The organism is Flavobacteriaceae bacterium, assembly GCA_003443635.1.
GTDB lineage: Bacteria > Bacteroidota > Bacteroidia > Flavobacteriales > Flavobacteriaceae > AU392.
Genome location: CP031964.1, coordinates 2153475 through 2179017, shown reverse-complemented (window position 1 = coordinate 2179017; position 25543 = coordinate 2153475). Strand labels below are relative to the sequence as shown.

General features: G+C 29.2%; 25 protein-coding genes and 1 other RNA gene. 7 read left to right on the top strand and 19 right to left on the bottom strand.

What is annotated here, in order from left to right:
• Nucleotides 1-280: 280 nt before the first annotated feature.
• Together ppk1 and D1817_09915 are read left to right on the top strand one after the other, a co-directional pair.
• Nucleotides 281-2344: a polyphosphate kinase 1 gene (gene ppk1 / locus D1817_09920; protein ID AXT20181.1), complete on the top strand. Its 2064-nt coding sequence runs from the start codon at nucleotides 281-283 to the stop codon at nucleotides 2342-2344.
• The gene (locus tag D1817_09915) at nucleotides 2344-3258 is read left to right on the top strand and encodes an exopolyphosphatase (protein ID AXT20180.1); all 915 of its coding nucleotides are present in this window, start codon (nucleotides 2344-2346) and stop codon (nucleotides 3256-3258) included. Before ppk1 ends, D1817_09915 begins: the two co-directional genes overlap by 1 nt.
• A 7-nt stretch (nucleotides 3259-3265) precedes the next feature.
• Here D1817_09915 and D1817_09910 read toward each other — a convergent pair whose 3' ends face one another.
• From D1817_09910 to D1817_09900, 3 genes are read right to left on the bottom strand one after another with little or no spacing between them, the layout of a single operon-like run.
• Nucleotides 3266-3847, bottom strand: coding sequence for a tRNA-(ms[2]io[6]A)-hydroxylase (locus tag D1817_09910; GenBank protein AXT20179.1), 582 nt, complete (start codon nucleotides 3845-3847; stop codon nucleotides 3266-3268).
• Between the two features lies 1 nt (nucleotide 3848).
• Nucleotides 3849-4412 (bottom strand): hypothetical protein, encoded by a 564-nt coding sequence (locus tag D1817_09905; protein ID AXT20178.1) that lies wholly within the window; start codon nucleotides 4410-4412, stop codon nucleotides 3849-3851.
• A 14-nt stretch (nucleotides 4413-4426) separates the two neighbouring features.
• Complete coding sequence (locus D1817_09900; protein AXT20177.1) at nucleotides 4427-6196, bottom strand: DNA polymerase III subunit gamma/tau; 1770 nt, start codon at nucleotides 6194-6196, stop codon at nucleotides 4427-4429.
• Between the two features lie 145 nt (nucleotides 6197-6341).
• Here D1817_09900 and rnpB point away from each other — a divergent pair.
• Nucleotides 6342-6660, top strand: an RNA gene (gene rnpB, locus D1817_09895) — RNase P RNA component class A.
• 43 nt (nucleotides 6661-6703) lie between these two features.
• Here rnpB and D1817_09890 read toward each other — a convergent pair.
• From D1817_09890 to D1817_09875, 4 genes are all read right to left on the bottom strand, one after another.
• On the bottom strand, nucleotides 6704-7468 hold the full coding sequence (locus tag D1817_09890) for a hypothetical protein (protein AXT20176.1): 765 nt from the start codon (nucleotides 7466-7468) through the stop codon (nucleotides 6704-6706).
• Between the two features lie 166 nt (nucleotides 7469-7634).
• A complete protein-coding gene (locus tag D1817_09885) occupies nucleotides 7635-8171 on the bottom strand; it encodes a 16S rRNA (guanine(966)-N(2))-methyltransferase RsmD (protein AXT20175.1) in 537 nt (178 codons plus the stop codon).
• Nucleotides 8171-9013 (bottom strand): DUF3822 family protein, encoded by an 843-nt coding sequence (locus D1817_09880; GenBank protein AXT20174.1) that lies wholly within the window; start codon nucleotides 9011-9013, stop codon nucleotides 8171-8173. The genes D1817_09885 and D1817_09880 overlap by 1 nt, the downstream gene beginning before the upstream one ends.
• On the bottom strand, nucleotides 8976-9614 hold the full coding sequence (locus D1817_09875) for a hypothetical protein (GenBank protein ID AXT21265.1): 639 nt from the start codon (nucleotides 9612-9614) through the stop codon (nucleotides 8976-8978). The genes D1817_09880 and D1817_09875 overlap by 38 nt, the downstream gene beginning before the upstream one ends.
• Before the next feature lie 225 nt (nucleotides 9615-9839).
• On the opposite strand from D1817_09875, the gene D1817_09870 reads away from it, so the two are divergent.
• The 4 genes from D1817_09870 to D1817_09855 all read left to right on the top strand — a co-directional run bounded on the left by D1817_09870 (nucleotide 9840) and on the right by D1817_09855 (nucleotide 13366).
• Nucleotides 9840-11267 (top strand): ATP-dependent endonuclease, encoded by a 1428-nt coding sequence (locus D1817_09870; protein AXT20173.1) that lies wholly within the window; start codon nucleotides 9840-9842, stop codon nucleotides 11265-11267.
• Between the two features lie 40 nt (nucleotides 11268-11307).
• A complete protein-coding gene (gene kdsB / locus D1817_09865) occupies nucleotides 11308-12036 on the top strand; it encodes a 3-deoxy-manno-octulosonate cytidylyltransferase (protein AXT20172.1) in 729 nt (242 codons plus the stop codon).
• Nucleotides 12027-12731, top strand: a complete 705-nt coding sequence (locus D1817_09860; GenBank protein ID AXT20171.1) for an HAD family hydrolase — start codon at nucleotides 12027-12029, stop codon at nucleotides 12729-12731. Before kdsB ends, D1817_09860 begins: the two co-directional genes overlap by 10 nt.
• 86 nt (nucleotides 12732-12817) lie before the next feature.
• Nucleotides 12818-13366 carry an acyltransferase gene (locus tag D1817_09855; protein ID AXT20170.1) on the top strand — a complete coding sequence of 183 codons (549 nt, stop codon included), beginning with the start codon at nucleotides 12818-12820 and terminating at the stop codon, nucleotides 13364-13366.
• Here the strand turns inward: D1817_09855 and D1817_09850 are convergent.
• The 12 genes from D1817_09850 to D1817_09795 form a co-directional block, all read right to left on the bottom strand.
• Nucleotides 13363-13968, bottom strand: a complete 606-nt coding sequence (locus D1817_09850; protein ID AXT20169.1) for an alkylhydroperoxidase — start codon at nucleotides 13966-13968, stop codon at nucleotides 13363-13365. The genes D1817_09855 and D1817_09850 overlap by 4 nt on opposite strands.
• 204 nt (nucleotides 13969-14172) lie before the next feature.
• A complete protein-coding gene (locus D1817_09845; GenBank protein ID AXT20168.1) occupies nucleotides 14173-14631 on the bottom strand; it encodes a hypothetical protein in 459 nt (152 codons plus the stop codon).
• A 150-nt stretch (nucleotides 14632-14781) separates the two neighbouring features.
• A complete protein-coding gene (locus tag D1817_09840) occupies nucleotides 14782-17379 on the bottom strand; it encodes a DUF5117 domain-containing protein (GenBank protein ID AXT20167.1) in 2598 nt (865 codons plus the stop codon).
• Nucleotides 17380-17534: 155 nt separating this feature from the next.
• Nucleotides 17535-18242, bottom strand: coding sequence for a membrane or secreted protein (locus D1817_09835; GenBank protein ID AXT20166.1), 708 nt, complete (start codon nucleotides 18240-18242; stop codon nucleotides 17535-17537).
• A gap of 188 nt (nucleotides 18243-18430) precedes the next feature.
• On the bottom strand, nucleotides 18431-19711 hold the full coding sequence (locus D1817_09830; GenBank protein AXT20165.1) for a deoxyribodipyrimidine photo-lyase: 1281 nt from the start codon (nucleotides 19709-19711) through the stop codon (nucleotides 18431-18433).
• Between the two features lie 5 nt (nucleotides 19712-19716).
• Nucleotides 19717-20172, bottom strand: coding sequence for a tryptophan-rich sensory protein (locus D1817_09825; GenBank protein ID AXT20164.1), 456 nt, complete (start codon nucleotides 20170-20172; stop codon nucleotides 19717-19719).
• Entirely contained in the window at nucleotides 20165-21589 is a 1425-nt protein-coding gene (locus D1817_09820) for an SDR family oxidoreductase (protein ID AXT20163.1), read from the bottom strand. Before D1817_09820 ends, D1817_09825 begins: the two co-directional genes overlap by 8 nt.
• Nucleotides 21590-21737: 148 nt before the next feature.
• Nucleotides 21738-22172 carry a DUF1801 domain-containing protein gene (locus tag D1817_09815; GenBank protein ID AXT20162.1) on the bottom strand — a complete coding sequence of 145 codons (435 nt, stop codon included), beginning with the start codon at nucleotides 22170-22172 and terminating at the stop codon, nucleotides 21738-21740.
• A 451-nt stretch (nucleotides 22173-22623) separates the two neighbouring features.
• Nucleotides 22624-23175, bottom strand: coding sequence for a hypothetical protein (locus D1817_09810; protein ID AXT20161.1), 552 nt, complete (start codon nucleotides 23173-23175; stop codon nucleotides 22624-22626).
• A 321-nt stretch (nucleotides 23176-23496) separates the two neighbouring features.
• Nucleotides 23497-24219, bottom strand: a complete 723-nt coding sequence (locus D1817_09805; GenBank protein AXT20160.1) for a YebC/PmpR family DNA-binding transcriptional regulator — start codon at nucleotides 24217-24219, stop codon at nucleotides 23497-23499.
• Between the two features lie 100 nt (nucleotides 24220-24319).
• Nucleotides 24320-24610, bottom strand: a complete 291-nt coding sequence (locus D1817_09800) for a 4a-hydroxytetrahydrobiopterin dehydratase (protein AXT20159.1) — start codon at nucleotides 24608-24610, stop codon at nucleotides 24320-24322.
• A gap of 76 nt (nucleotides 24611-24686) precedes the next feature.
• Nucleotides 24687-25517, bottom strand: a complete 831-nt coding sequence (locus tag D1817_09795) for an NAD-dependent epimerase/dehydratase family protein (GenBank protein AXT20158.1) — start codon at nucleotides 25515-25517, stop codon at nucleotides 24687-24689.
• Between the last annotated feature and the right edge of the window lie 26 nt (nucleotides 25518-25543).

Here is a 25543-nt window from a genome sequence, read left to right as displayed (position 1 = left end):
AGTATTTTGAAAGACGAACTATCTAGCTTACTAGCTATTAATGTAGGTTTAGTTCTCATAAAGTCAAAAATTAGATTTGGGACTAATTTTTTGTATTACGATTTGGGAGCATAATACTCATGCAATATACAATGAAATCCATTAAAACTATAAAAAAATCGACAAAATGCATTTATTTGTAAGATTTAGATTTCTTTTATTAAAATATTAATATTTTTTTTAAGCCTAAAAAATGTAACATAAATAAAATATCTTTGTTAATGATAAAATGCAAAAATTCATGAATACTCCTGAAATAAAGAAGAATATATATATAAATAGAGAAATTAGTTGGTTAGAGTTTAATGCAAGAGTATTACAGGAGGCAGCAGATGTTAATGTCCCCTTAATTGAGCGACTTCGATTTATAGGGATTTTTTCTAATAATTTAGATGAATTCTTTAAGGTTAGATATGCAACTGTAAAACGTATTCAGCAAGCAGGTAAAAGTGGAAAAAATGCATTAGGAGGAATTAAAGCTACAGAATTATTAGAGATTATTACCAAAACAGTTATAAAACAACAAAAAGATAGCCTAAATACTTTGAAAGGTATTTGGGAGTCATTAAAACAAGAGCGTATCTTTTTATTGAACGAAACTGAGATTACCTCTAATCAATATAATTACCTGCGTTCATATTTCTATAACAAAGTAAGCCCAGCATTGGTCACTATTATTTTAAATGATAACGTGGATTTACCAATTTTAGTAGATTCAGCTGCTTATTTAGCAGTAAAAATGACTATTAAAGATTGCGAAAATCAATATGCGTTAATAGAAATATCAAAAATGATAGATCGTTTTGTAGTGTTACCTATTGAAGATGATAAGAATAATATCATTATGGTTGATGATCTAATTAGATGTTTTTTAGGTGATATTTTTAATATTTTCGATTATCAATCAATTTCTGCTCATATGATAAAGATTACTAGAGATGGTGAGTTAGATTTTGATAGTGATATGAGTAAAAGTTTTTTAAAGAAAATTGAAGATAGTGTTAAGGATAGAAAAATTGGAGACCCAGTACGTTTTGTATATGATCATAATATAAGTGAAGATACCTTAGCATATCTTCTTAATAAAATGGGAATTACTTCTACAGATAGTATTATACCAGGTGGAAAGTACCATAATAGAAGAGATTATATTAAGTTCCCTAGTTTAGGAAGACAGGATTTACTTTATGATAAGATAAAACCATTACCTGTAAAGAACTTAGACCTGCATAAAAATATATTTAATGCAGTAGCTTTAAAAGATTATCTTTTATATACACCCTATCACACATTTTCTTATATAGTAAAGTTTTTAAGAGAAGCTGCATTAGATCCTAAAGTAAAAACTATAAAGATTACAATTTATAGATTAGCAAAAATATCACATGTTGCAAGCGCATTAATAAATGCAGCTAAAAATGGAAAAAAAGTTACTGTGTCTATCGAGTTACAAGCGAGATTTGATGAGCAAGCAAATATTGAATATGCTGAACAAATGGAAGCTGAAGGCGTTAATTTAATCTTTGGAGTAAAAGGTTTAAAAGTGCATAGCAAAATGTGTTTAGTTGAGCGTGAAGAAAATGATAAAATTAAACGTTACGGTTTTATTAGTACTGGAAATTTTAATGAATCTACCGCTAATATTTACACAGATTTTACCTTATTTACCTCTAATCAAAAAATACTAAAAGATATTGATAAAGTTTTCGATTTTTTAGATACGAACTACATAATTTATAAATATAAGTATATTATAACGTCACCTCATTATACACAATCCCAATTATTTGCTTTAATTGATGAGGAAATTGAAAATGTGAAATTGGGGCAACCAGGGTACATTAAATTAAAAATGAATAGCATTTCTAGCTATAAAATGATAGATAAGCTTTATGAAGCTAGTAATGCAGGAGTTAAAATACAAATGATTGTTCGTGGAATATGCTGTTTAATACCTGGTATTCCTAAAATGAGCGAAAATATTGAAGTTATTAGTATCGTAGATAAATTTCTAGAGCATACACGACTTTATATTTTTGGTAATGATAACGATCCGAAGGTTTTTATATCCTCTGCTGATTGGATGACTAGAAATATTGATAATAGAGTAGAGGTAAGCTGTCCTATTTTTGATAATACTATTAAACAAGAACTTATAGATGTTTTTGAAATTTGTTGGGATGATAATGTAAAATCAAGAATTTTAAATACTGAAATCATAAATAAATATAAAAGAAACGATTTACCTAAAGTTCGAGCGCAGTTTGATACTTATAATTATTATCTTAATAAAGTAAATGCATAATGAGTTTATTATCTATAAAAAAGTATGCAGCTATAGACATAGGTTCAAATGCTGTTCGCCTTTTAATATCTAATATTATTGAAAAAAAGGATAAACCAACACTTTTTAAAAAAAGTTCTTTAATACGTGTTCCTGTGCGTTTGGGTGCAGATGTATTTTTAAATGAAAAAATTTCAGAAGAAAATATAAGTCGTATGATAGATACCATGCAAGCTTTTAAATTATTAATGAAAACTAATAATGTTGTATACTATAAAGCTTGTGCTACTTCTGCAATGCGAGAAGCAATTAATGGAAAAGAGGTAGCTGCAAAAATTTTTAAAGAAACAAATATTTCTATCGATATTATTGGGGGTAAAGAAGAAGCAGCTATTGTAGCTCAAACAGATTTAAATGCATTTATCGATCATAATAAAACTTATTTGTATGTAGATGTTGGTGGAGGAAGTACAGAGTTTACCATAACTCATAATGGGAAATATGTAGCATCAAGATCATTTAGAATAGGAACAGTACGCCTTTTAAATGATGTTGTAAGACAAAAAGATTGGTTAGAGCTTGAAGATTGGATAAAAACTAATACCAAAATATATGATAAAGTTGATGTATTAGGTTTTGGTGGAAATATTAATAAAATTTTTAAAATCTCAGGAAAGGCAGCTGGTAAACCTTTAACTTATTTTTACTTAACAAGTTATTACCAAACATTAACTTCTTATTCTTATGAAGAACGTATTACAGAATTAGATTTAAATCAAGATAGAGCAGATGTAATTATCCCAGCGATGCGTATTTATTTGTCTGCAATGAAGTGGAGTAAATCAAAAAATATATATGTTCCAAAAATAGGGTTGTCAGATGGAATCATAAAGAGTATTTATTATGAAAAGGTGCCTAGCAAAACTTTCATATAACAGACTATTACCCATGAATAGTTTCTGAAGTACTTAAACCTTCCATTATTTTGGCTTCATATTCAAGTAATTGGTCCCATTTCTTGTCCACTTCTTTTCTATTTCCATATTTTCTTGCAAAACCTAAAAACATAGTATAGTGATTAGCTTCGCTTACCATTAAGTCTTTATAAAACTTGGCAAGATCTTTATCTTCTAATTCTTCAGAAAGTAACCTGAAACGTTCACAACTTCTTGCTTCAATCAATGCAGCATATAATAGTCGATGTACTAATTGTGTAGTCCTGCTTCCGCCTTTAGGAAAAAACTTAACTAACTGTAGTACATAATCATCTTTACGATCTCTTCCTAAAACCCATCCACGAGAAATAATCCTATCATGTACCATTTTAAAATGACTAATCTCTTCTTTTACCAAGGCAGTCATTTCGGTTATTAACTCTGTATACTCAGGGAAACTTACAATAAAAGAGATTGCAGTACTTGCTGCTTTTTGCTCACAAAAGGCGTGATCTGTTAAAATTTCTTCTATATTTTTCTCTACAATATTTACCCAACGCGGATCTGTTGGCAATTTTAAACCTAGCATATTATACGTGTTCTTCTAATAAATAAATATTTTGATTCCCGTTTTTATCTACTTCCATTCTATAAAATTTGTGACATTGATTTACAGGGTTTATAAACGAAAAATCAATATATATTAATTCTGAAGTAGATGTGTTTTTATTAACCCAAGCATGTTCTAATGTTGCATTGTTCCAAAATAAATCTTTGGTGTTTAATTTAAAATCTTTAGCATTAATAATCATTTTTACTATAGGAATTGAATTCTTATAAATTTTAATTTCTGACTGGAATTTACGATGATATTTAGCTTTTTTTATTTTATTTTTATCAATGATTTCGCTAATAAAAATTTGCTCATTCATTAATGTGTGATTTTTAATATTGATGTGCATATCATTGGTAAGTAATGTATCTGTTACTACTTCAGCATATACTTTAGGGTGATAAATTTTAAAATCTATTTGTGGTGCAACTTCTTTAAACTTAGAAACAGAATTATCTAGAATTTGTTTTGTACGTTTCCTACCATCACAACTAATAATACTTATCGTTAATAAAAAAAGAAGTAATAATTTTGTTTTCATTGAAACTATGTTTTTTATATATCTAAATCAAAAGTAGTTCTTAAAAGATCTAAAGTTTTATTTTTAGATTTTAATTTTTCATACTTTTCCATAGGTGTGTATGCATATTTTTTATCCATTTCTTCATTAATAGTAATGGATAAACTAACATCATAATTACTTAATTTTTGCCTTAAAAACCCTAAAAGCTCATATTGTTGACGCTCTAATTCTACTTTATTTGTAGCGTTTGGAAACTCTAAACAAATAGCTGTGCCGTTTAACTTAGGAGTATCAATACTTAAAATAGAGGCTAGATTATGCTGTCCTTTCTGTTCTATCTTTTTTATATATTCTTTCCAAAAAATTTGCATCTGCTCTTCAGTAAAGTCATCTTTAGGTAAATCATCTTTTTCAGGAATGACTTCCATTTGTTTTATAAGATGCTCTTTTTTCTTTTTAATACTACTTAAAGATAAGCCTGAAACAGATTTTGTTTGATTATTTAAAATAATTTTTGGACGCTTTTTTTCTATAAGTTCTTTAACAGAATCTGTTGTTACTACTTTAACAGCTTTTTGTGTGTTTTCAGAAACTACTTCAGTTATTATATTTTCTGTAATAGTAACAGTTTGTTTAGGTGATTCTTGTAAATCAGAATCAGGAATTTTAACAGGAGTAGGTGTAATACCTTTCTTTTTAAAGTATGATGCAGGAATTATATAATGTTTATAATTTTTTTTTTCTCCATCAAAATTGATAGAGGCAAGCTGCATAAGGCATAATTCAACTAATAAACGCTGATTTCGACTTGTTTTATATTTTAAATCACAATCATTAGCGAGTCGTATACCTTCTAACAAGAATGCCTGACTGGCTAATTGTGATTGCTTTAAATATTTTTCTTTAGTTTGCTCACCAACTTCTAATAAATCTATAGTTCGAGGTGTTTTACAAACTAATAGATCCCTGAAGTGTGATGCTAAGCCAGCAATATAATGATGTCCATCAAATCCTTTAGACAAAGTATTGTTGAATTGTAATAATAACTCAGGTATTTTATTTTCTAAAATTAGACCTGTACTTGTAAAATATGTTTCGTAATCTAAAACATTTAAGTTTTCCGTTACCGCTTGGCGTGTTAAATTTTTACCTGAAAAACTGACTACTCTATCAAATATTGAAAGCGCATCACGCATTGCTCCATCTGCTTTTTGAGCGATAATATGTAATGCATCATCTTCAGCAATAATACTTTGCTGTTCTGCAATATATTTCAAATACTCTTTTGCATCTTTAACAGTAATACGCTTAAAATCGAATATCTGACAGCGTGATAAAATAGTTGGAATAATTTTGTGTTTTTCTGTAGTCGCTAAAATAAAAATACAATGAGCAGGTGGCTCTTCAAGAGTTTTTAAAAAAGCATTAAATGCAGCTTGAGATAGCATATGCACTTCATCTATTATATACACTTTATATGTTCCAATTTGAGGAGGTATACGAACTTGATCTGTTAAATTCCTTATATCATCCACAGAATTGTTAGAAGCAGCGTCGAGCTCAAAAATGTTAAATGCAAAATCTTCGTTCTCATTTTCTGTACCGTCGCTATTTATCATTTTAGCAAGAATACGAGCACATGTGGTTTTACCAACACCTCTCGGCCCTGTAAATAACAGAGCTTGTGCTAAATGATTATTTTCAATAGCATTTAGTAATGTATTTGTAATAGCTTGCTGGCCTACAACATCTTTAAATGTTTGTGGTCTATATTTACGGGCCGATACTACAAAATGTTCCAATTTCTCTATATTTAATTGAGTATAATCTAAATATACATTGAATTAAAACAAAGTTAAAAATTCAGTTTAAAACTTTAAATTCTTAAAGCGTATTTTATGGATAGTTATTAACAAAAATAATACTTGAGAATTGTACCTTTGTAGTCAAGTAAATTGCCTTATCGCTTTATGTTAAATCAATTTTTGACTTAAAGAGGAAAGTCCGAACACCATAGTGTAGCATAGCGGTTAATGACCGTCAATCGTGAGATTAGGAAAAGTGCAACAGAAAGAATGTACAGATAATGCTGTAGTGAAATCAGGTAAACTCTATGTGGTGCAATGTTATGTATACCAACGTTTAAGTGTAACACGTGCGATGTTGGAGGGTAAACAGCTAAAGTTTATTGGTAACAATAAACGTAGATAAATGATAGGGATTCGCTAAGCGAATACAGAATTCGGCTTATAGATTTACTTACTCTTAAATAAACCCTTTTTAATAAAATTAAAAAGGGTTTTATAATTTTATTGTTTTGGGGTATAGCTTAAATCTGGCCTTATTGTACCTTCCACTTGATCATATCGAGTTGTGAGTTTAATAACATTAAAAAAAGTTGCATCTCCTTCTTCTCCAAAAGCTTCATTATTTGCTTTTCCAGTTTGAGCCATTTCTACACCATCTTTAGCAGCAACAGATACCATATAATAACTTTCAGGAGACCCAAAACCACTTTTATAAATACTATAACCGTTTTTAATGCCTTTGGCTTCAAAAAGAGCCTTAACAGCTTTCATTGCTTCTGTTATTGCAGCTTCATTTTTAGGTGCATAATATAAAAAATGATATTCTCTATGATTTTTATCTTCAATAGATTCTGCACTCTCTGGGTTAAATGATAATTCTGGAATATAATGTACCACATTGTCTGTGTGAGAATCATAACACTCATCCATTTTATTAAATAATTGAGTAGCTGCTTCTGTTCCCATATTTTCAAATAATGTTCCCATTGGGTTTTTATCTAAATCTGCCATACTATTTATAGGTCCTACATGTACATAACGACCATCTTCTACACTAATGCTAGTCCAGCTCACATCTTGGATATTGTATTTTGTAAAGTTGTCGAGAAGCTCTTTCATTACTTGTTCATATTGAGGGGCCATTGAAAAATGAACATTGTCGGTATGAACAGCAAACATTGTTGGTTGTGTGTCTTGTGCTTGGATTATACTAAAAGAGAATACTAATAGTACTAAAGTTAAAAATCCTGTTTTTAAAATTTTCATAATGTTGGTTTTTGGTTAGTAATAATTAACCATAACTGAAGAATAAAAACAGATAAAAATAGAGCTTATAACGATAAGCAAGTTAGTAATTGGTTAAGGTGATATTAAAAAGGAACGATTGCTAATATACTGAAATAAAACGAATTATGCTAAATTGAAGTGTTTGTCAAATTTCAAAAAAACTAAACATATTACCACCATAACTTTTGGAATAACAATAATTAGCTAAATTTGATAAATCAGTATGTTTAGAATGTTCTATAATTAAAATGCCTTCAGAATCTAATAATTGGTTTTTAAATACTAATTCTGGAATTTTAGAAAACTCATCTAAAGAAAACCCATAAGGGGGGTCAGCAAAAATAATAGTATATTTAAATTTTACTTGTTCTAAAAACTTATAGACATTACTTTTTATAGTTTGTATTGGCATTTTAAAAACTTCTGCAGTTTCATTTATAAATTTTATGCAGCCATAATTTTGATCAACGCTTGTAATTTGTGTGGCACCTCTAGATGCAAATTCATAACTAATGTTACCAGTACCAGAGAATAAGTCTAAAACAGATATTTCATTAAAATAATATAGATTATTTATAATATTAAATAATCCTTCTTTAGCCATATCTGTTGTAGGTCGTACAGGTAGCTTTTTTGGAGCATTAATACGCCTTCCTTTATAAATTCCTGAGATAATACGCATTAAAAGCTATTTATAAGAGTAAGATTGTTTAAAAGAGAAGAACTAACACCTTCTGCTAATTTATGTGGCGTAGTCGAATTCAGAAAATCAATATGCCTGATATAATTATATACTACAGAATATAATTCATCATTTTCAAAAATATTGCCAGATAAAATTACTTTAACTTCTTCTGGATTCAACTCTAGCTGTTCCAAAGTAAATAAAATATAATAGATAAAATCTTCTTTAGTATGAAACTCAAATATATTGTAAAGTAATAATTGATGCTTATTTAATGCAAATAATTCAAAATGAGTTTCAGACACATTAATTATTACTTTATGAGAAGTTGAGTTTTTTTCTAAATTTAAAATTGATTCTAATAATATTGACGATGTATGTTTAAATTCAAACTCCCCAAATTTATCATATAAATAATTATTAATATTTACATAAGGAACATAAATATTAATACTATCATTTATTAATATTTCATCATAGGCTATAAAATCTGTTTTAAGTATTTTAGAATTAAACTTTAAATAGTCAGCTAAATGTTCTTTACTAAATAATGGCTTAGGTACAAAAGTTGATAACTCATTATTATGTATTACTATTACATTTTTAAACTGCTGTTGCAATAATTCTTCATTATTAAAGCAATGAATAAGTTTATCTAAAACTTGGGAAGGCGTTCGTTTTTTATCAAAACGGACAGATTTATAATAAATAAAAGTTGATGAACTCCAGTTTAAAATGCAAAAAGAAAGTCCACTCAAGCTAACTTGAATGGACAACTTATGATTAGCAAATTTGCTTATGTTATTGCTTGCTTGAATAATTTTTTGGCCAGTTTCCATTAGTATTAACTTCTTCCATAGAGCCTACAATAATAGCATTACCATTTACTTGATCAACAGAAATCACTTGATTTTCTTTAATAACAAAATCTTCAGGTTGATCGTGCAGAATAATAGATTTTAAAACTTTAGCTTCAAAAACAGGAATTTGTATACCATTTTGCTCTATAAATCCAGATTTTAATTCAAACTTTGCGCCTGGTTTTCCAACAGGAACATTCATCATTGTTTTATAACGAGAATCTCCTTTAAATAAAGAATCTTTTACAGGTTTATATCCTAATGTATCGATAACTATAATAGATTTATATTGATCAACTCTAAAACGACGTGTAGCCTCTTCATCTAAAACAGTAGTATCTCTTCGTTGTGTTAATGTAAATTGAGCAGTATCTATAAATTTAATTAAATTATCAAAATTACTTTCAAACCTCCCAGTAACAGTTCTATGTGCTAATTGCGAATCTCTAATATCAATTAAACTTGGTATTATTTTGGCGTAACGATCATCTTTTAATTTATTAAATTTTATCTCTCCGTAAACAGACATAAATGTTGCATAACCTAAATAAATAATTAAAGCCCAAAGTGCTAATAATATTGCTGGTTTGATTTTTTTAGGAACGAATTTGTCGATTACCCATACAATACCAATTGTAAGTGCGATTACAGCAACAGCTGCAATAGTTAGTTTTAACATATTTACTGTATTAAATTCTTATTATGTGATTAACGCAAATCTACAATTTTTTTTTATTCGTGAAAATGATTGTGCGTAAAAATCATTTTTATCTTTGGTAAATTAAAATAAACCTTATTTTTTTTAATGAATTCAAGAGAATTTTATAATTTAATTAACAATCAATTTCCGTTCCAATCTACTATAAAACAAAATATAGTTCTTGAGCAACTCTCAGAATTTATATTTGATACTTCACAAAATTCGTTATATGTTTTAAAAGGATATGCAGGAACTGGTAAAACGACTATTATAGGAACTATTGTTTCTAACTTGTGGAAAGCTAAAAAAAGCGCAGTATTAATGGCACCCACAGGAAGAGCAGCTAAAGTAATTTCAAATTATTCTAAAAAAGAAGCATTCACAATTCATAAAAAAATATATTTTCCTAAAAAAGAAAGAGGAGGAGGAGTAAAATTCATTTTACAACCAAATAAACATAAAAGGACAATTTTTATTGTTGATGAAGCTTCCATGATTCCTGATACTCCAGGGGAATCAAAATTATTTGAAAATGGATCACTATTAGATGATTTAATTCAATATGTATATTCTGGTCATCAATGTAAATTACTTTTAATAGGTGATACTGCACAATTGCCTCCTGTAAGACTAGATTTAAGCCCAGCATTAAATGAGAATCAATTAAGCTTAAATTACAATAAAGAAGTTACTAAAATGGAGTTAGATGAAGTTGTACGTCAAACTCAAGATTCAGGTATTTTATTTAATGCAACTTTATTAAGAGAAGCATTAAAAAATTCTATTTACGACAGTTTTAAGTTTAATTTAAATGGATTTAAAGATATTGTAAGATTGGTAGATGGTCATGAAATTATGGATGCCATTAACGATTCATATAATAATTTAGGTAATGAGGAAACAGCAATAATAGTAAGATCTAATAAACGCGCTAATTTATATAACCAGCAAATCCGCTCAAGAATTTTATTTAACGAACATGAGCTTACTTCTGGAGATTATTTAATGGTTGTTAAAAACAATTATTTCTGGATTAAACCAACTTCTGAGGCTGGATTTATTGCAAATGGTGATATTATTGAAGTTTTAGAGATTTTTCATATTAAAGAATTGTATGGTTTTCGTTTTGCGGAAGTTAAAGTACGAATGGTAGATTACCCGAAAATGCAGCCTTTTGAAACTGTACTTATGTTAGATACAATAGATGTTGAAGCACCTTCATTACCTTATGAAGATTCTAATAGATTATATCAAGAAGTTTTAAAAGATTATGAAAATGAATCTTCTAAGTATAAAAAATTTTTGAAAGTAAAGAATAACTCGTTTTTTAATGCATTACAAGTAAAATTCTCGTATGCTATGACCTGCCATAAATCTCAAGGAGGACAATGGAATACTGTTTTTGTGGAACAACCTTACTTACCTAACGGAATTGATAAAGATTACCTCAGATGGCTATATACAGCAGTTACTAGGGCAAAAGAAAAACTATACCTTATCGGTTTTAAAAATGATGCTTTTGAAGAATTATAGTAAGTTTGTATTTCGATTTTAAAAAACTAAACCACCACGAATGAAAATAATTGCGATGATTCCTGCACGTTATCAAGCTTCACGATTTCCAGGTAAATTAATGCAAGACCTTGAAGGGAAAACAGTAATTTGCCGTACTTATGAAGCGACTGTTAATACAAATTTGTTTGATGAAGTTTATGTAGTTACTGATAGTGATATTATATATAAAGAAATCCTATCTATAGGAGGTAAGGTTTTAATGAGTAAAAAAGCACATCAATCAGGAAGTGATCGTATTGCAGAAGCTGTAGAAGATTTAGATGTAGATATTGTAGTTAATGTACAAGGAGATGAACCATTTATTGAGAAAGAAAGTTTACAAAAAGTGTTGAGTGTATTTTTTACAGATAATGAAAGAGAAATTGACTTAGCTTCATTAATGGTAGAAATTAAAAGTTTAGATGAAATTAATAATCCTAATGTTGTTAAAGTTATTGTAGATCAAAAAGATTTTGCCCTATATTTTTCAAGACACCCGATTCCGTTTCCTAGAGATACGACAGTTGATACAAAATACTTTAAACATAAAGGTATTTATGCTTTTAGAAAAGAAGCCTTACTAGACTTTTATAAACTACCTATGCAATTATTAGAAGCTTCAGAAAAAATTGAATGTATCCGATACCTAGAGTATGGTAAAAAAATAAAAATGGTAGAAACTACTGTAGATGGTATAGGTATAGATGCTCCTGAAGATCTTGAAAAAGCAAAAAAACTATGGAAGTAGATTACTCAAACATAAAAGTCATTGGTTTTGATGCAGATGATACACTTTGGGTAAACGAAACTTATTTTAGGGAAGCTGAATTAGAATTTGCTAAACTTTTAAGTGCATACGAAACAGTTAATAAAATAGATCAAGAACTCTTTAAAAAAGAAATAGAAAACCTTTCACTTTACGGCTATGGTGTAAAAGGTTTCGTGCTATCCATGATAGAGTTGGCATTAGAACTCTCTAATTACACTATTTCTAATCAAACCATTGAAGCGATATTAAATATTGGCAAAACAATGTTAAATCATTCTGTAGATCTATTAGATGATGTTGAAATCGTTTTAAAGAGGGCTTCAAAACAATATAAATTAATTCTGGTTACAAAAGGAGATCTGCTAGACCAAGAACGCAAACTAGAAAAATCAGGATTATTAAAATATTTTCATCATATCGAAGTGTTAAGTGATAAAAAAGAAGATAATTACAGACAGTTATTAAAACATTTAGATATTGATCCTACTGAATTTTTAATGATTGGTAACTCTTTAAAATCAGATATCCTTCCCTTAATTCATATTAATGCGAAAGCGATACATGTTCCGTTTCATACTACTTGGGCACATGAATTAGTTTTAGAAAGTGAAACTAATGGGAAAAAATATGAAACTGTACATAAATTAAAAGACATTTTAAAAATTCTGAACTAGCTTAGCTTCTTCAATATTTTAAACAGTAATGTAATAGTATTTTATTAGACTAATTCACTTAACTTGTAGAGAATTTAAAAATTATGATGTATAAACTAGCCAAATTTATATATTTTAAATTACTAGGCTGGAAAGTTGTTGGTAATACTAGTATGTCTATAAATACTGTTAAAAAAGCAGTTATTATAGCTGCACCACATACAAGTTGGCACGACTTTTATATTGGTGTGCTTTTAAGAAAAACAATTGGATTAAAATCAAATTTTATAGCAAAAAAAGAATTATTTGTTGGCCCAGTTGCGTGGTATTTAAAAGCAATTGGCGGTGCTCCTATAGATAGAAGTACTAACGAAAATACAGTAAACTCTATTGTTAAACTTTTTAATGATCGAAAAGAATTTAGAATGACCATAGCTCCGGAAGGTACTCGTAAAAAAGTTACTGAATGGAAAACAGGCTTTTATTACATTGCTAAAAAAGCTAATGTACCTATTATAATGTTTACCTTAGATTTTGGTAAAAAGGAAAATAAAATATCAGAACCTTTTTATCCTACAGATGATAAAGAAGCCGATTTTAAGTTTATGAAAGCATTTTATAAAGATGCTATAGGTAAAATTCCTAAATATACTTAATTATGATCCCAGGCATTCTCATCATCTTTATTACTAGGAGATAACCCTAAAATTTCGTTATCTGTATTTACACCTAACCCTAAAACAGTACGATTTGCATAATTAAAATAAGCTACTACTTGATTAACCTCTAGAATTTCTCCATCATTAACCTTAAGATTTCTCAAATTGTTAATGAAAGCTTCAGTAATGCTATCAGCTTTAAGGGTTAATTGTTTAGCATAATTAGCTAAAGCTAATTCTTTAGGAGTTAAAACATTTTCTAAAGTATCATTCTCGATATGTAATTTAATAAGAGTAGATTTCTCATCATTATTTAAAAAGCGCTTCATTCCTGTAAAATGATGTATATAGCAATAATCACAATTATTTAAATAACTAGTATATGTCCCCAATAATTCTAAAAACCAATTAGGAAAAGTATTATCGCTATGATGAAGTGTGTTTTTATAAATACTCATATGTCCAGTTAGTGTATGAGGCCTTAAGCTATGAATACTTAATACATTATCTATCTGGTTATTTGGACCTTTAATTCTTTTATAAATAGATTTTAACTTTCCTTCAGCTTTTTCAAAAGGAATCACTTTAATCCAGCTCATCTTTTTATATTTTTCTTTTTCAAATTTAAGTGTAATTATAATATTTTGGCATAAAATTTGAATTATATATTACGAATTGCAAATGAAACATAAAGTAAACCATTGTTGTCCCTAAAAAGAAACATTTGCTTATTAATAGTAAAAGCTACTTCATTTTAATTTGAAGTAGCTTTTTTTATATAGTTTAATTAATTATTAGTTTAATTAAAACTTCTCTTTTTTAATTGGTTTTTTTTCCTTTTCTTCAATAGCTTCTCCATTTTGATTTCCTCCAAAAATTAAATCAGTACTAGAATACGTTGTGCCAAATGTGCGATTAGCAAAAAATACTTGACTAATGGCATCTTTAACTTGCATTTCGGTAAGTTCCTTTAAAGGATGTATATAAGCAGACCATAAAATACCGTCAGAAATAGCATATTTTACATCCAAAGCGCTGTGAAAGTTGGCAACCAAAGCATTGGTTTTCATTTCATCATCTAAGCTACTAGATTCAGCAATGGGAGAAATAATGCGCATTCTATTATTTGTTTCATCTGTTACACAGATAAAAGGTGTATTTTTAATTACAAACTGCCATCTTCCAATGTTTCCTTGAATAGAGTCACTTACAGATGCAATAATTTCTCCAAGCTTTATATTATCCATATTTTGAGAAAACATAGAACTAGTTGTAAGTGATATTGATAATATGAATAGAATTTTTTTCATCTGGAAGATTTTTGTTATAATTTAAGACGAATAATTATAACATTCATAACAAAAAGTAGTGATAAACCTGATCACTACTTTTTGTTTTATAAGTTTTTATTCTTATTTAATTTCTTTTAAAGCATTATCAATACGAGTTCTTAAGTGTTGTTTATGAGCTCTAGAAGAAACATTTCCTGATGGAGCTGCCATTCCTCTAATATTCTTTAAATTATATAATGCCATAGATTTTGCATTGTTGGTATATCTCGTATTTTGATTGCCAGTTAGCATTGCAATAAGCATATTAGTGTACTGAATTTGTAAATTTTGTCTAAACGAATTTACATTTCCAGCTATATCTGCTTTAAAAATAGCATTATTTAAATCATTCATAAAAGTTGCTAATGAATATTCATTTCCATAAAGTTCAGAATCTGTAATTCTCTGTAAAGTATTTGGATGTAAAATATGAGCTAATACATTTCTTTGATATGTAAGGACTTGGGAATGAATTTTTGGATCTTCAGGGCCAGTTCTAAAATTACCTCCACGGCGTTGTAATGCTAAATAATTATATAATTCTTTAGGAGAGTTAAAAGCGTTAGGAGCAAAGACGTATTTTTTTAAAGCATTCATTGCACGTTTTTGATCAGATAAACTTACAGGAGTATAAGGTTGTGTTTCTCCTTCTTGCCCAGCCATAGCACGATCTACATATACACCTCCAATAAATCGAGAGATTACACCACCAGCTACAGCTCTTTGATTACTTAAAGTATAATAAGCTCTTCTTAATTCTTGATAAGATTGACCATCTTTTACAAACTTATCTTTTACATCTTTCATCATTGTATTTATCAATTCAAAACGATCTATTGAATACCCAATTTGATCGTTAGATAAATCTCCAATCATAACTCTTGGATCAATTGCTTTACCAGGAGCACGCATATCGTCTGCGTCATTACCAAATATATGCTCAAGTTTAGTAGACTGATTTAAAATATAATTTTTTTCAGATTCAGATTTAAAAGGTGTGTAACCAAATTGAATAGCCCAAACATCATAAGGACCAACTGAAGTATCATAATACTGCCCTTGTTTAGATCTGTCCTTAGTTAAATTAATACCTGCATAATCCATTACAGAAGCCGTAAGCGCTTTCCCTTTTATATAATCAGCATCTGCTAATTCTGCAGGAGAAAATAACTGACTTGCTTTCATGTTATGAAATAGGCCTAGAGTATGCCCAATTTCGTGCATGATTAATGCAATCATACCTTCTTTTTTTTGACGTTCCATTTCAAGATCTGAAGCATCTGAAGCTACTAAAACATCATTTCCAAACATCATATTTTGGTGCATAACATCACCAACAGAGCAGAATAAAGGATCTTCTTTTGTAAATTGTGAAGGCTTAAACTCGGCTTCTAATGTTGCTAAATCATATAATTTATCAGCAAAGACTCTATTCGTAAAATGTACATATTCTAACATAATGTCTGCACCTAAAATTTCACCAGTTCTTGGGTTTACAAAACTTGGGCCATAGCCCCCAAAAGGAGGATTAGGTGAAGAAGTCCAACGTAATACATTATAGCGAATATCTCCAGCATCCCATTCTGCATCATCCGGTTGCATTTTTACGACCATTGCATTTTTAAATCCAGCTTTTTCAAAAGCTTTGTTCCATTCTAAAACTCCTTTTTTTATAGTTTCCCTCCATTCAACAGGAGTTGTATTTTCCATCCACCAAACAATTGGTTTTACCGGCTCAGAAATTGCAGCATTAGGATTTTTCTTTTTTAAATTCCAGCGATGTACTAAATCGCGATAAGGGATTGACCCAGTAGAAGTTTGGTCATTAACTTGAGTTGTAAAAAAACCAACTCTAGGATCATCTATACGTATTTCATAATCGTTTTCAGGCATTGCAATTAAGCTATGATGCACTTTTAAACTCACATTTCTACCATCAGTTACAGCATTAGATCCTCCGTTTAAAACAGATGTTTTAGAATATACATATTCAATAGCTAAATCTGTGTTTTCAGGATAATTTTTTATAGCATTAATCTTAGTTTTTGCTTTATCTAAATTCCCTAAAGTAAAAGCAAATGGAGGAGTTCCAGGGAAGCGTGGAGGCTTAATTTGTGCTAATGTCTCTTTTAAAAATATATCATCAGCTTTAATTAAATATAAACCTTTGTCTTTATCATGAGCTTCAATTTTTAAAGAAGCCATAATACCTTCACTTGTGTTTGATGCTTTAGATTTGGATATGGCATTATCTGGATCAAAGTAAAAAGATGTATTTTGAGTTACAAACTCTATTTTGTTGAAATATTTTTTAATGGTAAATACTTTAGACCCTCCATAAGCTCCTTTAAATCGACCTATATCTGTTAATCCATCTGCAACTTGATTAAAATGAATATATTCTTTACCAATATGATCTTCAGAAATTATCATTTGTATAGATCCAGTAACTGTATCTTGGTAAATTGTGAAAAGCCCGTCTATTTTTTTGCTTTTTTTTACTAGATCTGTAATAGATTTTTCTTTTGGTTTTTCAGGTTTTTTTGTAACAGTGGTGACTGCTTCTGTTTTTTTCTTTCTTTTTTTGCGTTGAGCTTCAGTATTTTGTGGAATTAAAAAAAAGCATAACAATACTGTCAAAGCATAAAATTTGGTAATTTTTAAGATATTAACTTTCATAATTGTGAAGTAATTTGTTAAGATAAATTGGTAAGTGCTATAATAATAGTTACAATATAAAAAAATAACTAACTGTAATATAGCACTGTAGTGTTAAAATATAATATATTAAGTTTTTTATAGAAAAAGTTAATCAATTTTATTTCTATCAAAACTTATTCTCTTAAACTCCATATTTCATGAATTCGATCTCCCTTACTGGAAAATCCTGAGTGATGCCATTTACCATCAATTAAGCTATAATTAAATTTTAAACTTAACCCGGTTTTAGAATTATCCCTTGAAAAAAATTCAATATTTTCGGTATATTCTCCATCTACAGTTGAGTAGGTACCACCACCAGTTCCCATAAACTGTTTTGTTTCGGTATTATAAGCTATCCATTGAAAACGAGTACCAGACATAATTTTCATAGTTTTCCTTGGTCTATTTACATCTCTTAATTGTGTTTTACCATCTCTTATTCTACCAGACATTAACCAAGCTCCTTGTAATTTTCCAGGATTACCCTCATCTATTCTATTCCATTTTAACGTATCTCCAACAATTCCTAATGTTGTATCATCTATATAAATTTTAAAACTAACTTCAGAACCAACACGTTCAGAATTATTTGTGTCAAATTCTACTTTTTCTGTTATAGTATTCTCACTCATTTTCCATTTTCCTCCATTAGACATTATAAACTTCCCTGTTTTTGCATGATACCAAGTTGCTACTTGATATCCTTCTGAAAAAATAATAACATTTCTTATAGACTCTCCATTTTTAGAAGTTGTATATGCTTCCCAAGCTCCAATTAGACTTTGCGCTTTTGCTCCAAATGATATAATAAAGATTAATAAAAAAAATAATTTCCTCATAACGATATATTTTAATAGTTAATAATTTGAATACTTCAAAATTATATTTTTTAGGTGATACTGCAGATTTTGATAGTTAATCATAACAGTTTGCAAAATGTTATTCTAATTTTACGAATGAAAAGATAATGAATTTGCACAATAATAATTTAAGAATTTAACAGAATAAACTGTACTTTAAATCTATTCTATTTAGTTTTTAGCCCTGTTTTATATGTTTCTAAAGCTCTTTTTCTTGCATATTTATGTTCAATTATAGGGTTTGGGTAGTCTGATGTTTCAAATTCAGGCACCCATTTTTTTACATAACTTAGATAAGGATCAAATTTTTTTAACTGCTCTGTTGGATTAAAAATTCTAAAATATGGAGCAGAATCACACCCCGTACCTGCTACCCACTGCCAATTTCCATTGTTTGACGATAATTCATAATCAAGTAACTTTTTTGAAAAATATGCTTCTCCCCATCTCCAATCAATTAAAAGATGCTTACATAAGAAACTGGCTGTTATCATTCGTACTCTATTGTGCATATAACCTGTTTCATTTAACTCTCTCATTCCTGCATCAACAAGTGGATATCCTGTTTTTCCATTACACCAAGCTTCAAAGTCTATTTTACTATTTAACCATTGAATTTTGTCATACTTACCACGAAAATTTTGAGTCACTACTTTTGGAAAATGAAACAAAATCTGCATAAAAAACTCTCTCCAAATAAGTTCATTTAAAAACACTTCGTAGTTACCTTTAAGCTCAGCTATAATTTGACGTATGCTAACTGTTCCAAAACGGAGATGTGGACTTAAATAGCTATTAGAATCTAAGTAAGGAAAATTTCGAGTTTCAGTATAATTGTTAATAGCCTTAAGTGTATAAGGTTTTACAACAATTTTAGAACTTTTAAATCCTAAATCTTCTAATTTTGGAAAAAGATGTTTTTCTTTATAAAATTTATTGAAATGTACTAATGTTTCAACTTTTTTGGATGTATAAACTTTTAACCATTTGTTTTTATAAGGTGTGAAAATGGTATAAGGCTTTCCATCGGCTTTCTTAACTTCAGATTCTTCATGAATTACTTGATCTTTGAAACTTATTAATTGACAGCCATTTTTTGATAATAAACCTTTAATTTTTAGATCTCTTTTTATAGCATAAGGTTCATAATCTTTATTAATAAATACATTTTCTATTGTATAATTTTTAATGAGTTTTTCCCAAACCTCTTCAGGCTTTCCTTTTAAGATCAAAAGAGATGAATTATTTTTAAGTAAATGCTGATTCAAATTGTAAAGCGTATTATATATGAAGTTAACACGCGCATCATTTTCGGGGAGTTCATGCAGTATCTCTTCATCAAAAATAAAAAGAGGCAAAATATTATTGGTTGCATTCATTGCAGCATTTAATGCTGTATTATCTTCCAATCTTAAATCTCTTCTAAACCAAAATAGATTAACCTTCATATTACCTAATTATAAAACAAAATGTAAGCGTTTAAAGATGTTGCTATAATAAGCCAAATAAAATAAGGGGTTAAAAAAAATGTTTTAACCTTGAGCTCTTTCCAATAATTGAAAAATAAATAAATAATAAGAATTGTAAGAGCTGAAATACAGATCATAGCCACTGCAACGGTATGCAAATAAAAGAATAGGGGACTCCACCCAATATTAAGAACCCATTGGATACTAAAGAGCAAGCTTTTCTTTTTTATATTGTTTGAATTAAATAGATAAGCTAAGTATATCGAAAAACAAACCATTATAGTGGTCCAAGCAGCTCCAAATACCCAACCTGGTGGAGTCCATGGAGCTTTATTTAACTCTTGATACCAATCTGATGCTACACCAACGGTAGTAAATATGCTACTTAGAGCTAAGCTCAGAAAATTAATAATGAGAAATAAAATAATGCGCTTAATCATTTGACTGTGTTAATTTTTTAATCATTCCTTTAAAAATAATGTTATGCAAGGGCAATACAGAGTACCAATAAAGCCTTCCAGAAATTCCTAATGGTCTAAAGGTTGCTGTTTGAGTTAGTATATTATTTACAGTATTAAATTCAAGCCATGCTTCACCAGGGAGTTTCATTTCTGCATATAACAATAACCGCCCCTCATTTTTATTAGCATATAATACTCGCCAAAAATCTAATGCATCACCTACTTTTAGTTCATTAAGGTTAGTACGCCCTCTTCTGAGACCAACTCCTCCCACCATTTTATCTATAAACCCTCTTACTTTCCAAAGCCAATTACAATAATACCAACCTGATTCCCCACCAATTTTCCATAGCTTGTTTATGAAAGCTTCTTTACTTTTAAATTGTTTTACTCTCTGATCTTTAAAACAACCAAAAGTTGGTACTTGAATATGGTTAGATATATTACTGTTATTATTACTACTGGTATAAGCATCTTTCCAACTGGAAACGATTTCATTTGATTTTATTTTTTTAAACGCATTATTAATAGCTTCCCGATAACTAATTGGAGTTAATTCTAAAATTTTATTGATTTCATTGTTTCTGCATATAACTTCGACTTTCATACTATTAACAAGTGCTACCGCTAACTTATAAGAAGTTGCTGTTACAAAATAAAGCCAATAGGAAGATAGGCGAGGAGTCATTACTGGAACAGTATAAATTTTTCTATTTAAACCTCTTGCTTTACCAAATTGTAAAAGCATTTCCTTATACGAGAGTATATCTGGACCACCAATATCAAAATTTTGATTAAATGTTTTTGGATTAAAGAGACATTTAGATAACAATGAAATGACATCTGCAATTGCTATAGGTTGGCATCTTGTTTTAAGCCATTTAGGTGTAATCATTACGGGAAGCTTTTCAACCAAATCCCTTAAAATTTCAAATGAAGCACTACCAGATCCAACTATAATTCCTGCTCTTAGCGTAGTACAGTTGTAATTTCCTTTGTTAAGTTCGAATTCAACAGTTTTTCGTGATGTGAGATGATTGGATAATTCAGATTCATTTACAATTCCACTTAAATAAATAATGTGTTTAACATTGGTATTGTTTAATGCATTTCGAAAATTAATGGCAGATTCTTGCTCAAGAATTTGATAATCTGAGGATGTAGACATAGAGTGTACTAAGTAATATGCTCCATCAATATCATTTGGAATATTATTTAAAGATTCACTGTTTAAAAGATCATTTTCAATAACAGTAACTCTATTCCTTAAAGAATTGTGAACACTAAATCGATCTGAATCTCGTACACAACAAACTACCTTGTGACCTTCTTTAACCAAAATAGGTAAAAGCCTTCTTCCAATATATCCTGTTGCTCCAGTGAGTAGAATTTTCATTTTAAATAAACACAACGCATTTGTGTATGTTTAGTTACGTTGGTCAAACTAAGTTAGTGAAAGAAAACGAATTAGAGGGAAATCCTACAGGATTTCCGAGTACATACAGAACAAACTGTTAGTTATGTATTTTGTTGACTGGACGTTACTAATTTCTACAAGCGCATTCATGATGCTCATTGAGATATTTAATTGTTTCCGAGGATAATTTTTCCACAACAGCAATATTGATATCAGAAAGTTTCTTAAAATAAATGCACGCTTTTCCCATTTTAAACTTACCTAAATCTTTCAATAAACGTTTACTTTTATCAGTTTGAGAATAGACATAAAGTGAAAATTGTGCTTTTCGAGGAGAAAAGCCTAGTAATGGAGCATCTCCTTCATGCCCACTAGCATATTTGTAGTGATAGCTCCCAAAACCAATAATTGTTGGCCCCCACATTTTAGGTTCAAAGCCTGACCATTCACTCATTAATTCTATTAATTTAAAACTATCAACTTTCTTTTGTTCATTATCAACATATGACTCTATAAAATCAATTACGTTTATTTCGGTTTCAGTTGTCTTATTTTTTGCCATTCCTCAATTGTTTTTACAAATCGCTGCAAATTGTTTCACAATAGTTACCAACGATCGGACTATAGTTACGTTGTGTTCGCTGAAACTAAGTTAATAAAAGAAAATTGATCAGAGGAAAATTTGTAAGAATTTACTATATAAGTTGTTAGGTATATGTTCTTTTAGAAAAAAAACAGACCACAGATAACGATCCATATAAGGAAGCTAATAAAGATTAATAATAAGATTGATTTTAAAAGTTTAATTTTTCCATTAAATAATCTAATACTTAGAAAAATAGCTAAAAGACATAATCCAATGTTTATAAAAACTTGCCAAGTAGGATAACCAAAGCAAAAGTTTTCTCCTCCAAAATATCGAATTAGATAGTCTAAATAATGCCATATAATAAATCCAAAAATTCCAATTGAAATTATTGAAGCTATTTTATTTATAATATTGCTTTTTGAATTCAATGACCTTTGTTAAAATTAATATAGCCACAGCTTAGGAAATCAATTTGTGGGGACATTCTATAAAAAAGTTCTTGCCCTTTTAAAACAAGCTCTGCTCGATTGCCTCCCCTGTGTTGATTTCTTGCGTCAGCTCTTGTTTGATAAAAAATCGCTACGACATAGAAAAGGCAATCTTCTTTAGGGTTTATGATTCTTTGAAATCTAGTTGATTTATCAAAAGACTCCAACTCAGTTACTCCATAGCTAAATAAGTTTTGCTTGTCAAGAGTCATTGTATCTGGAGGTAGAAATAATTTTACAAAGGTATTGGGAGAATTGGGAATTGCGATTGAATCGGCAGAAAAATTAACATTGAGTTCAAACGGATTCCCAGTTTCATTAATTACACGAGTAAAGAATACCAAGTAGCTATAATTATAGTGTTTTTTTGTAAATCCAGTATATGGCCCTCCTTTTGGGAAGCTGTTTTGTATAACCACTCCATTACTCACAATTTCACTGTACCATTTTGTGTCTATTGTTTGCCCCTTAACGAAAAAACAAATCAATAAAAAGAACACTAAGGATATGATAAATCTCATAATTTCATTGTTATGTTCACATTAAAATAGCTTGCCATTAACGTTTCCATTTATGGTTTTGCTGGGAAACTAAGTTAGTAAAAGAAAAGCGAATCAGAATAAAACTCTATAGATTTTCCGAGTACGAAAGAGCTAACAATTTACTATATACAATATATCTTTTGTAGTTATTTTGTGTATAAGTTTTATATAGCTATTTAAAAAAAGGTGATGTCACATCTTTTTATTATTGAAAAGAAAAAAGAGGACAAAAAGCCCTCTTAAATACTATAAGATGATATTAAAGTTTTACTCTTCTGAAGTTTCTTCCATCGTATGATATACATTTTGTACATCGTCATCTTCTTCTATTTTTTCTAAGAGTTTTTCGACATCCGCAACCTGTTCTGGTGTTAATTGTTTTGTGACTTGAGGAATACGTTCAAATCCAGAAGATAGTATTTCGATATCTCGATGTTCTAACTCAGCTTGAATAGATCCAAAACTCTCAAAAGGTGCATAAATTAAAATACCATCATCGTCTGCAAATACCTCTTCGGCTCCAAAATCTATAAACTCAAGTTCAATCTCTTCAGGATCTAGGCCTTCAGCATTTATTCTAAAATTACAAGTATGATCAAACATAAATACTACAGAACCTGAAGTCCCTAAATTACCATCACTTTTGTTAAAGTAACTCCGAACATTTGCTACGGTACGTGTATTATTATCTGTAGCGGTCTCTACTAAAATTGCAATACCATGAGGTGCATATCCTTCAAAAAGTACTTCTTTATAATCGCCTTGCCCTTTTTCGCTTGCTTTTTTAATAGCTCGTTCTACATTATCCTTTGGCATATTTACGGCCTTAGCATTTTGTATAACGGCTCTAAGTTTAGAATTACTTGCAGGATCTGGGCCTCCTTCTTTTACTGCCATTACAATATCTTTACCAATACGTGTAAAGGCTTTGCTCATAGCAGACCAACGTTTCATTTTACGTGCTTTACGAAACTCAAAAGCTCTTCCCATTTAATTTTTTTATTTTTTAATTTCCATAGGCATGGCATGGAAATCTAATTATTATTGTTTTGCGAATCGCAAATTTAAAAATGCAATTTATAAAAACAAATTATTCTTCTGGTTCTACAATGTTTTCAATTGCTTTTGCAAGTGTAAAATCGTTTTCGGTAACCCCTCCAGCATCATGTGTGGATAATGATATGGTGAGTATATTATATACATTAGACCAATCAGGGTGATGGTTAAGCGCTTCACAATCAAAAGCTATTCGACTCATTGCACTAAAACAATCTTTAAAATTTTCGAATTCAAATTCTGCGTGAATCGCATTGTCATAATATTCCCAATCTGGGAAACGTAACATGCGTTTTTCGATATCTGCTTCGCTAAGTTTTTTCATTTTTATGCTTTTAGTATTGTTAAAATAGAGTGTATGTTATGAAAGCTAAATTTAATAAATTTATAAAAACATTTGATTAAATTTTTAACTCGGTTAGAATATCTGGACTATAAAGTTGTAAATGTTTAGGTAAACAATTTTTTTTAGGTAATACTGCTAAATAACGATCGTCATTTGTAGTATACACCAATTTAAAAATTGGATTATAGATGCCCAAAACTTTTATAATATCTTTTATAAAATCGTCGTGATGAACAAGGTCTTTACTCCCTAAATGAAATATGCCGCACTTATTTTGATTAACTATATAATGTACTTGCTGTGTAAGTTTAGTATCTGTAGTTACATTTATAATTAAATTAGGGAAAATTTCTATAGGTGTTTTTTCGTGAAGTTGAGTTTTAAGCTCTTCAATTCTAGGAGATTGATTGCCAAATACCATTGGAATACGTAAAATAGCAATTTGCTTTTTAGGTAAACGCAATAGTAAATTTTCTATTTTAATTTTAAAATGCCCATAAATGCTATTACTTAGTGTTGTATCTGTTTCGTAACTTGGATATTTACTATAAGCATCAAATACATTGGCAGATGATAAAAAAATCAATTTCGTTTTGTTTTCAAATACATACTCATATAAATGCTTATGGGCAGTAATTTGTGCTGAAAAATCACCTCGTATTGCAGAAATAATAACTGTTGGTTTTATAATATCTAAAATTTCGAAAATATCGTCTTCCTCAATATTATATTGAAGAAAATGACGATTTTTTTCCAAAGCTTTATTATCTCTAGAATAAGTACCATAAGTTTTAAAATAAGAGCAGAGTTCGCCATATATGGCTCCTCCAATAAAACCACTAGCTCCTAAAATTAATACGGTATGTTTACTTTTTATTTTAGCCATTAAAGCTAGATCTTATATTTTAGTGA

Excerpts from the sequence above, each read along its gene's own strand:
- ppk1 (AXT20181.1), top strand. The coding sequence starts at position 281 with ATGAATACTCCTGAAATAAAGAAGAATATATATATAAATAGAGAAATT.
- D1817_09820 (AXT20163.1), bottom strand. The coding sequence starts at position 21,589 with ATGAAAATTCTACTCACTGGAGCAACAGGATATATTGGAAGAAGGCTT.
- D1817_09840 (AXT20167.1), bottom strand. The coding sequence starts at position 17,379 with ATGAAAGTTAATATCTTAAAAATTACCAAATTTTATGCTTTGACAGTA.
- D1817_09805 (AXT20160.1), bottom strand. The coding sequence starts at position 24,219 with ATGGGAAGAGCTTTTGAGTTTCGTAAAGCACGTAAAATGAAACGTTGG.
- D1817_09835 (AXT20166.1), bottom strand. The coding sequence starts at position 18,242 with ATGAGGAAATTATTTTTTTTATTAATCTTTATTATATCATTTGGAGCA.
- D1817_09915 (AXT20180.1), top strand. The coding sequence starts at position 2,344 with ATGAGTTTATTATCTATAAAAAAGTATGCAGCTATAGACATAGGTTCA.
- D1817_09825 (AXT20164.1), bottom strand. The coding sequence starts at position 20,172 with ATGATTAAGCGCATTATTTTATTTCTCATTATTAATTTTCTGAGCTTA.
- D1817_09800 (AXT20159.1), bottom strand. The coding sequence starts at position 24,610 with ATGAAAAAACTTAGCGAAGCAGATATCGAAAAACGCATGTTACGTTTC.
- D1817_09860 (AXT20171.1), top strand. The coding sequence starts at position 12,027 with ATGGAAGTAGATTACTCAAACATAAAAGTCATTGGTTTTGATGCAGAT.
- D1817_09905 (AXT20178.1), bottom strand. The coding sequence starts at position 4,412 with ATGAAAACAAAATTATTACTTCTTTTTTTATTAACGATAAGTATTATT.
- D1817_09870 (AXT20173.1), top strand. The coding sequence starts at position 9,840 with ATGAATTCAAGAGAATTTTATAATTTAATTAACAATCAATTTCCGTTC.
- kdsB (AXT20172.1), top strand. The coding sequence starts at position 11,308 with ATGAAAATAATTGCGATGATTCCTGCACGTTATCAAGCTTCACGATTT.
- D1817_09885 (AXT20175.1), bottom strand. The coding sequence starts at position 8,171 with ATGCGTATTATCTCAGGAATTTATAAAGGAAGGCGTATTAATGCTCCA.
- D1817_09880 (AXT20174.1), bottom strand. The coding sequence starts at position 9,013 with ATGGAAACTGGCCAAAAAATTATTCAAGCAAGCAATAACATAAGCAAA.
- D1817_09850 (AXT20169.1), bottom strand. The coding sequence starts at position 13,968 with ATGAGCTGGATTAAAGTGATTCCTTTTGAAAAAGCTGAAGGAAAGTTA.
- D1817_09855 (AXT20170.1), top strand. The coding sequence starts at position 12,818 with ATGTATAAACTAGCCAAATTTATATATTTTAAATTACTAGGCTGGAAA.
- D1817_09795 (AXT20158.1), bottom strand. The coding sequence starts at position 25,517 with ATGGCTAAAATAAAAAGTAAACATACCGTATTAATTTTAGGAGCTAGT.
- D1817_09890 (AXT20176.1), bottom strand. The coding sequence starts at position 7,468 with ATGAAAATTTTAAAAACAGGATTTTTAACTTTAGTACTATTAGTATTC.
- D1817_09815 (AXT20162.1), bottom strand. The coding sequence starts at position 22,172 with ATGGCAAAAAATAAGACAACTGAAACCGAAATAAACGTAATTGATTTT.
- D1817_09845 (AXT20168.1), bottom strand. The coding sequence starts at position 14,631 with ATGTTTTCTCAAAATATGGATAATATAAAGCTTGGAGAAATTATTGCA.
- D1817_09830 (AXT20165.1), bottom strand. The coding sequence starts at position 19,711 with ATGAAGGTTAATCTATTTTGGTTTAGAAGAGATTTAAGATTGGAAGAT.
- D1817_09910 (AXT20179.1), bottom strand. The coding sequence starts at position 3,847 with ATGCTAGGTTTAAAATTGCCAACAGATCCGCGTTGGGTAAATATTGTA.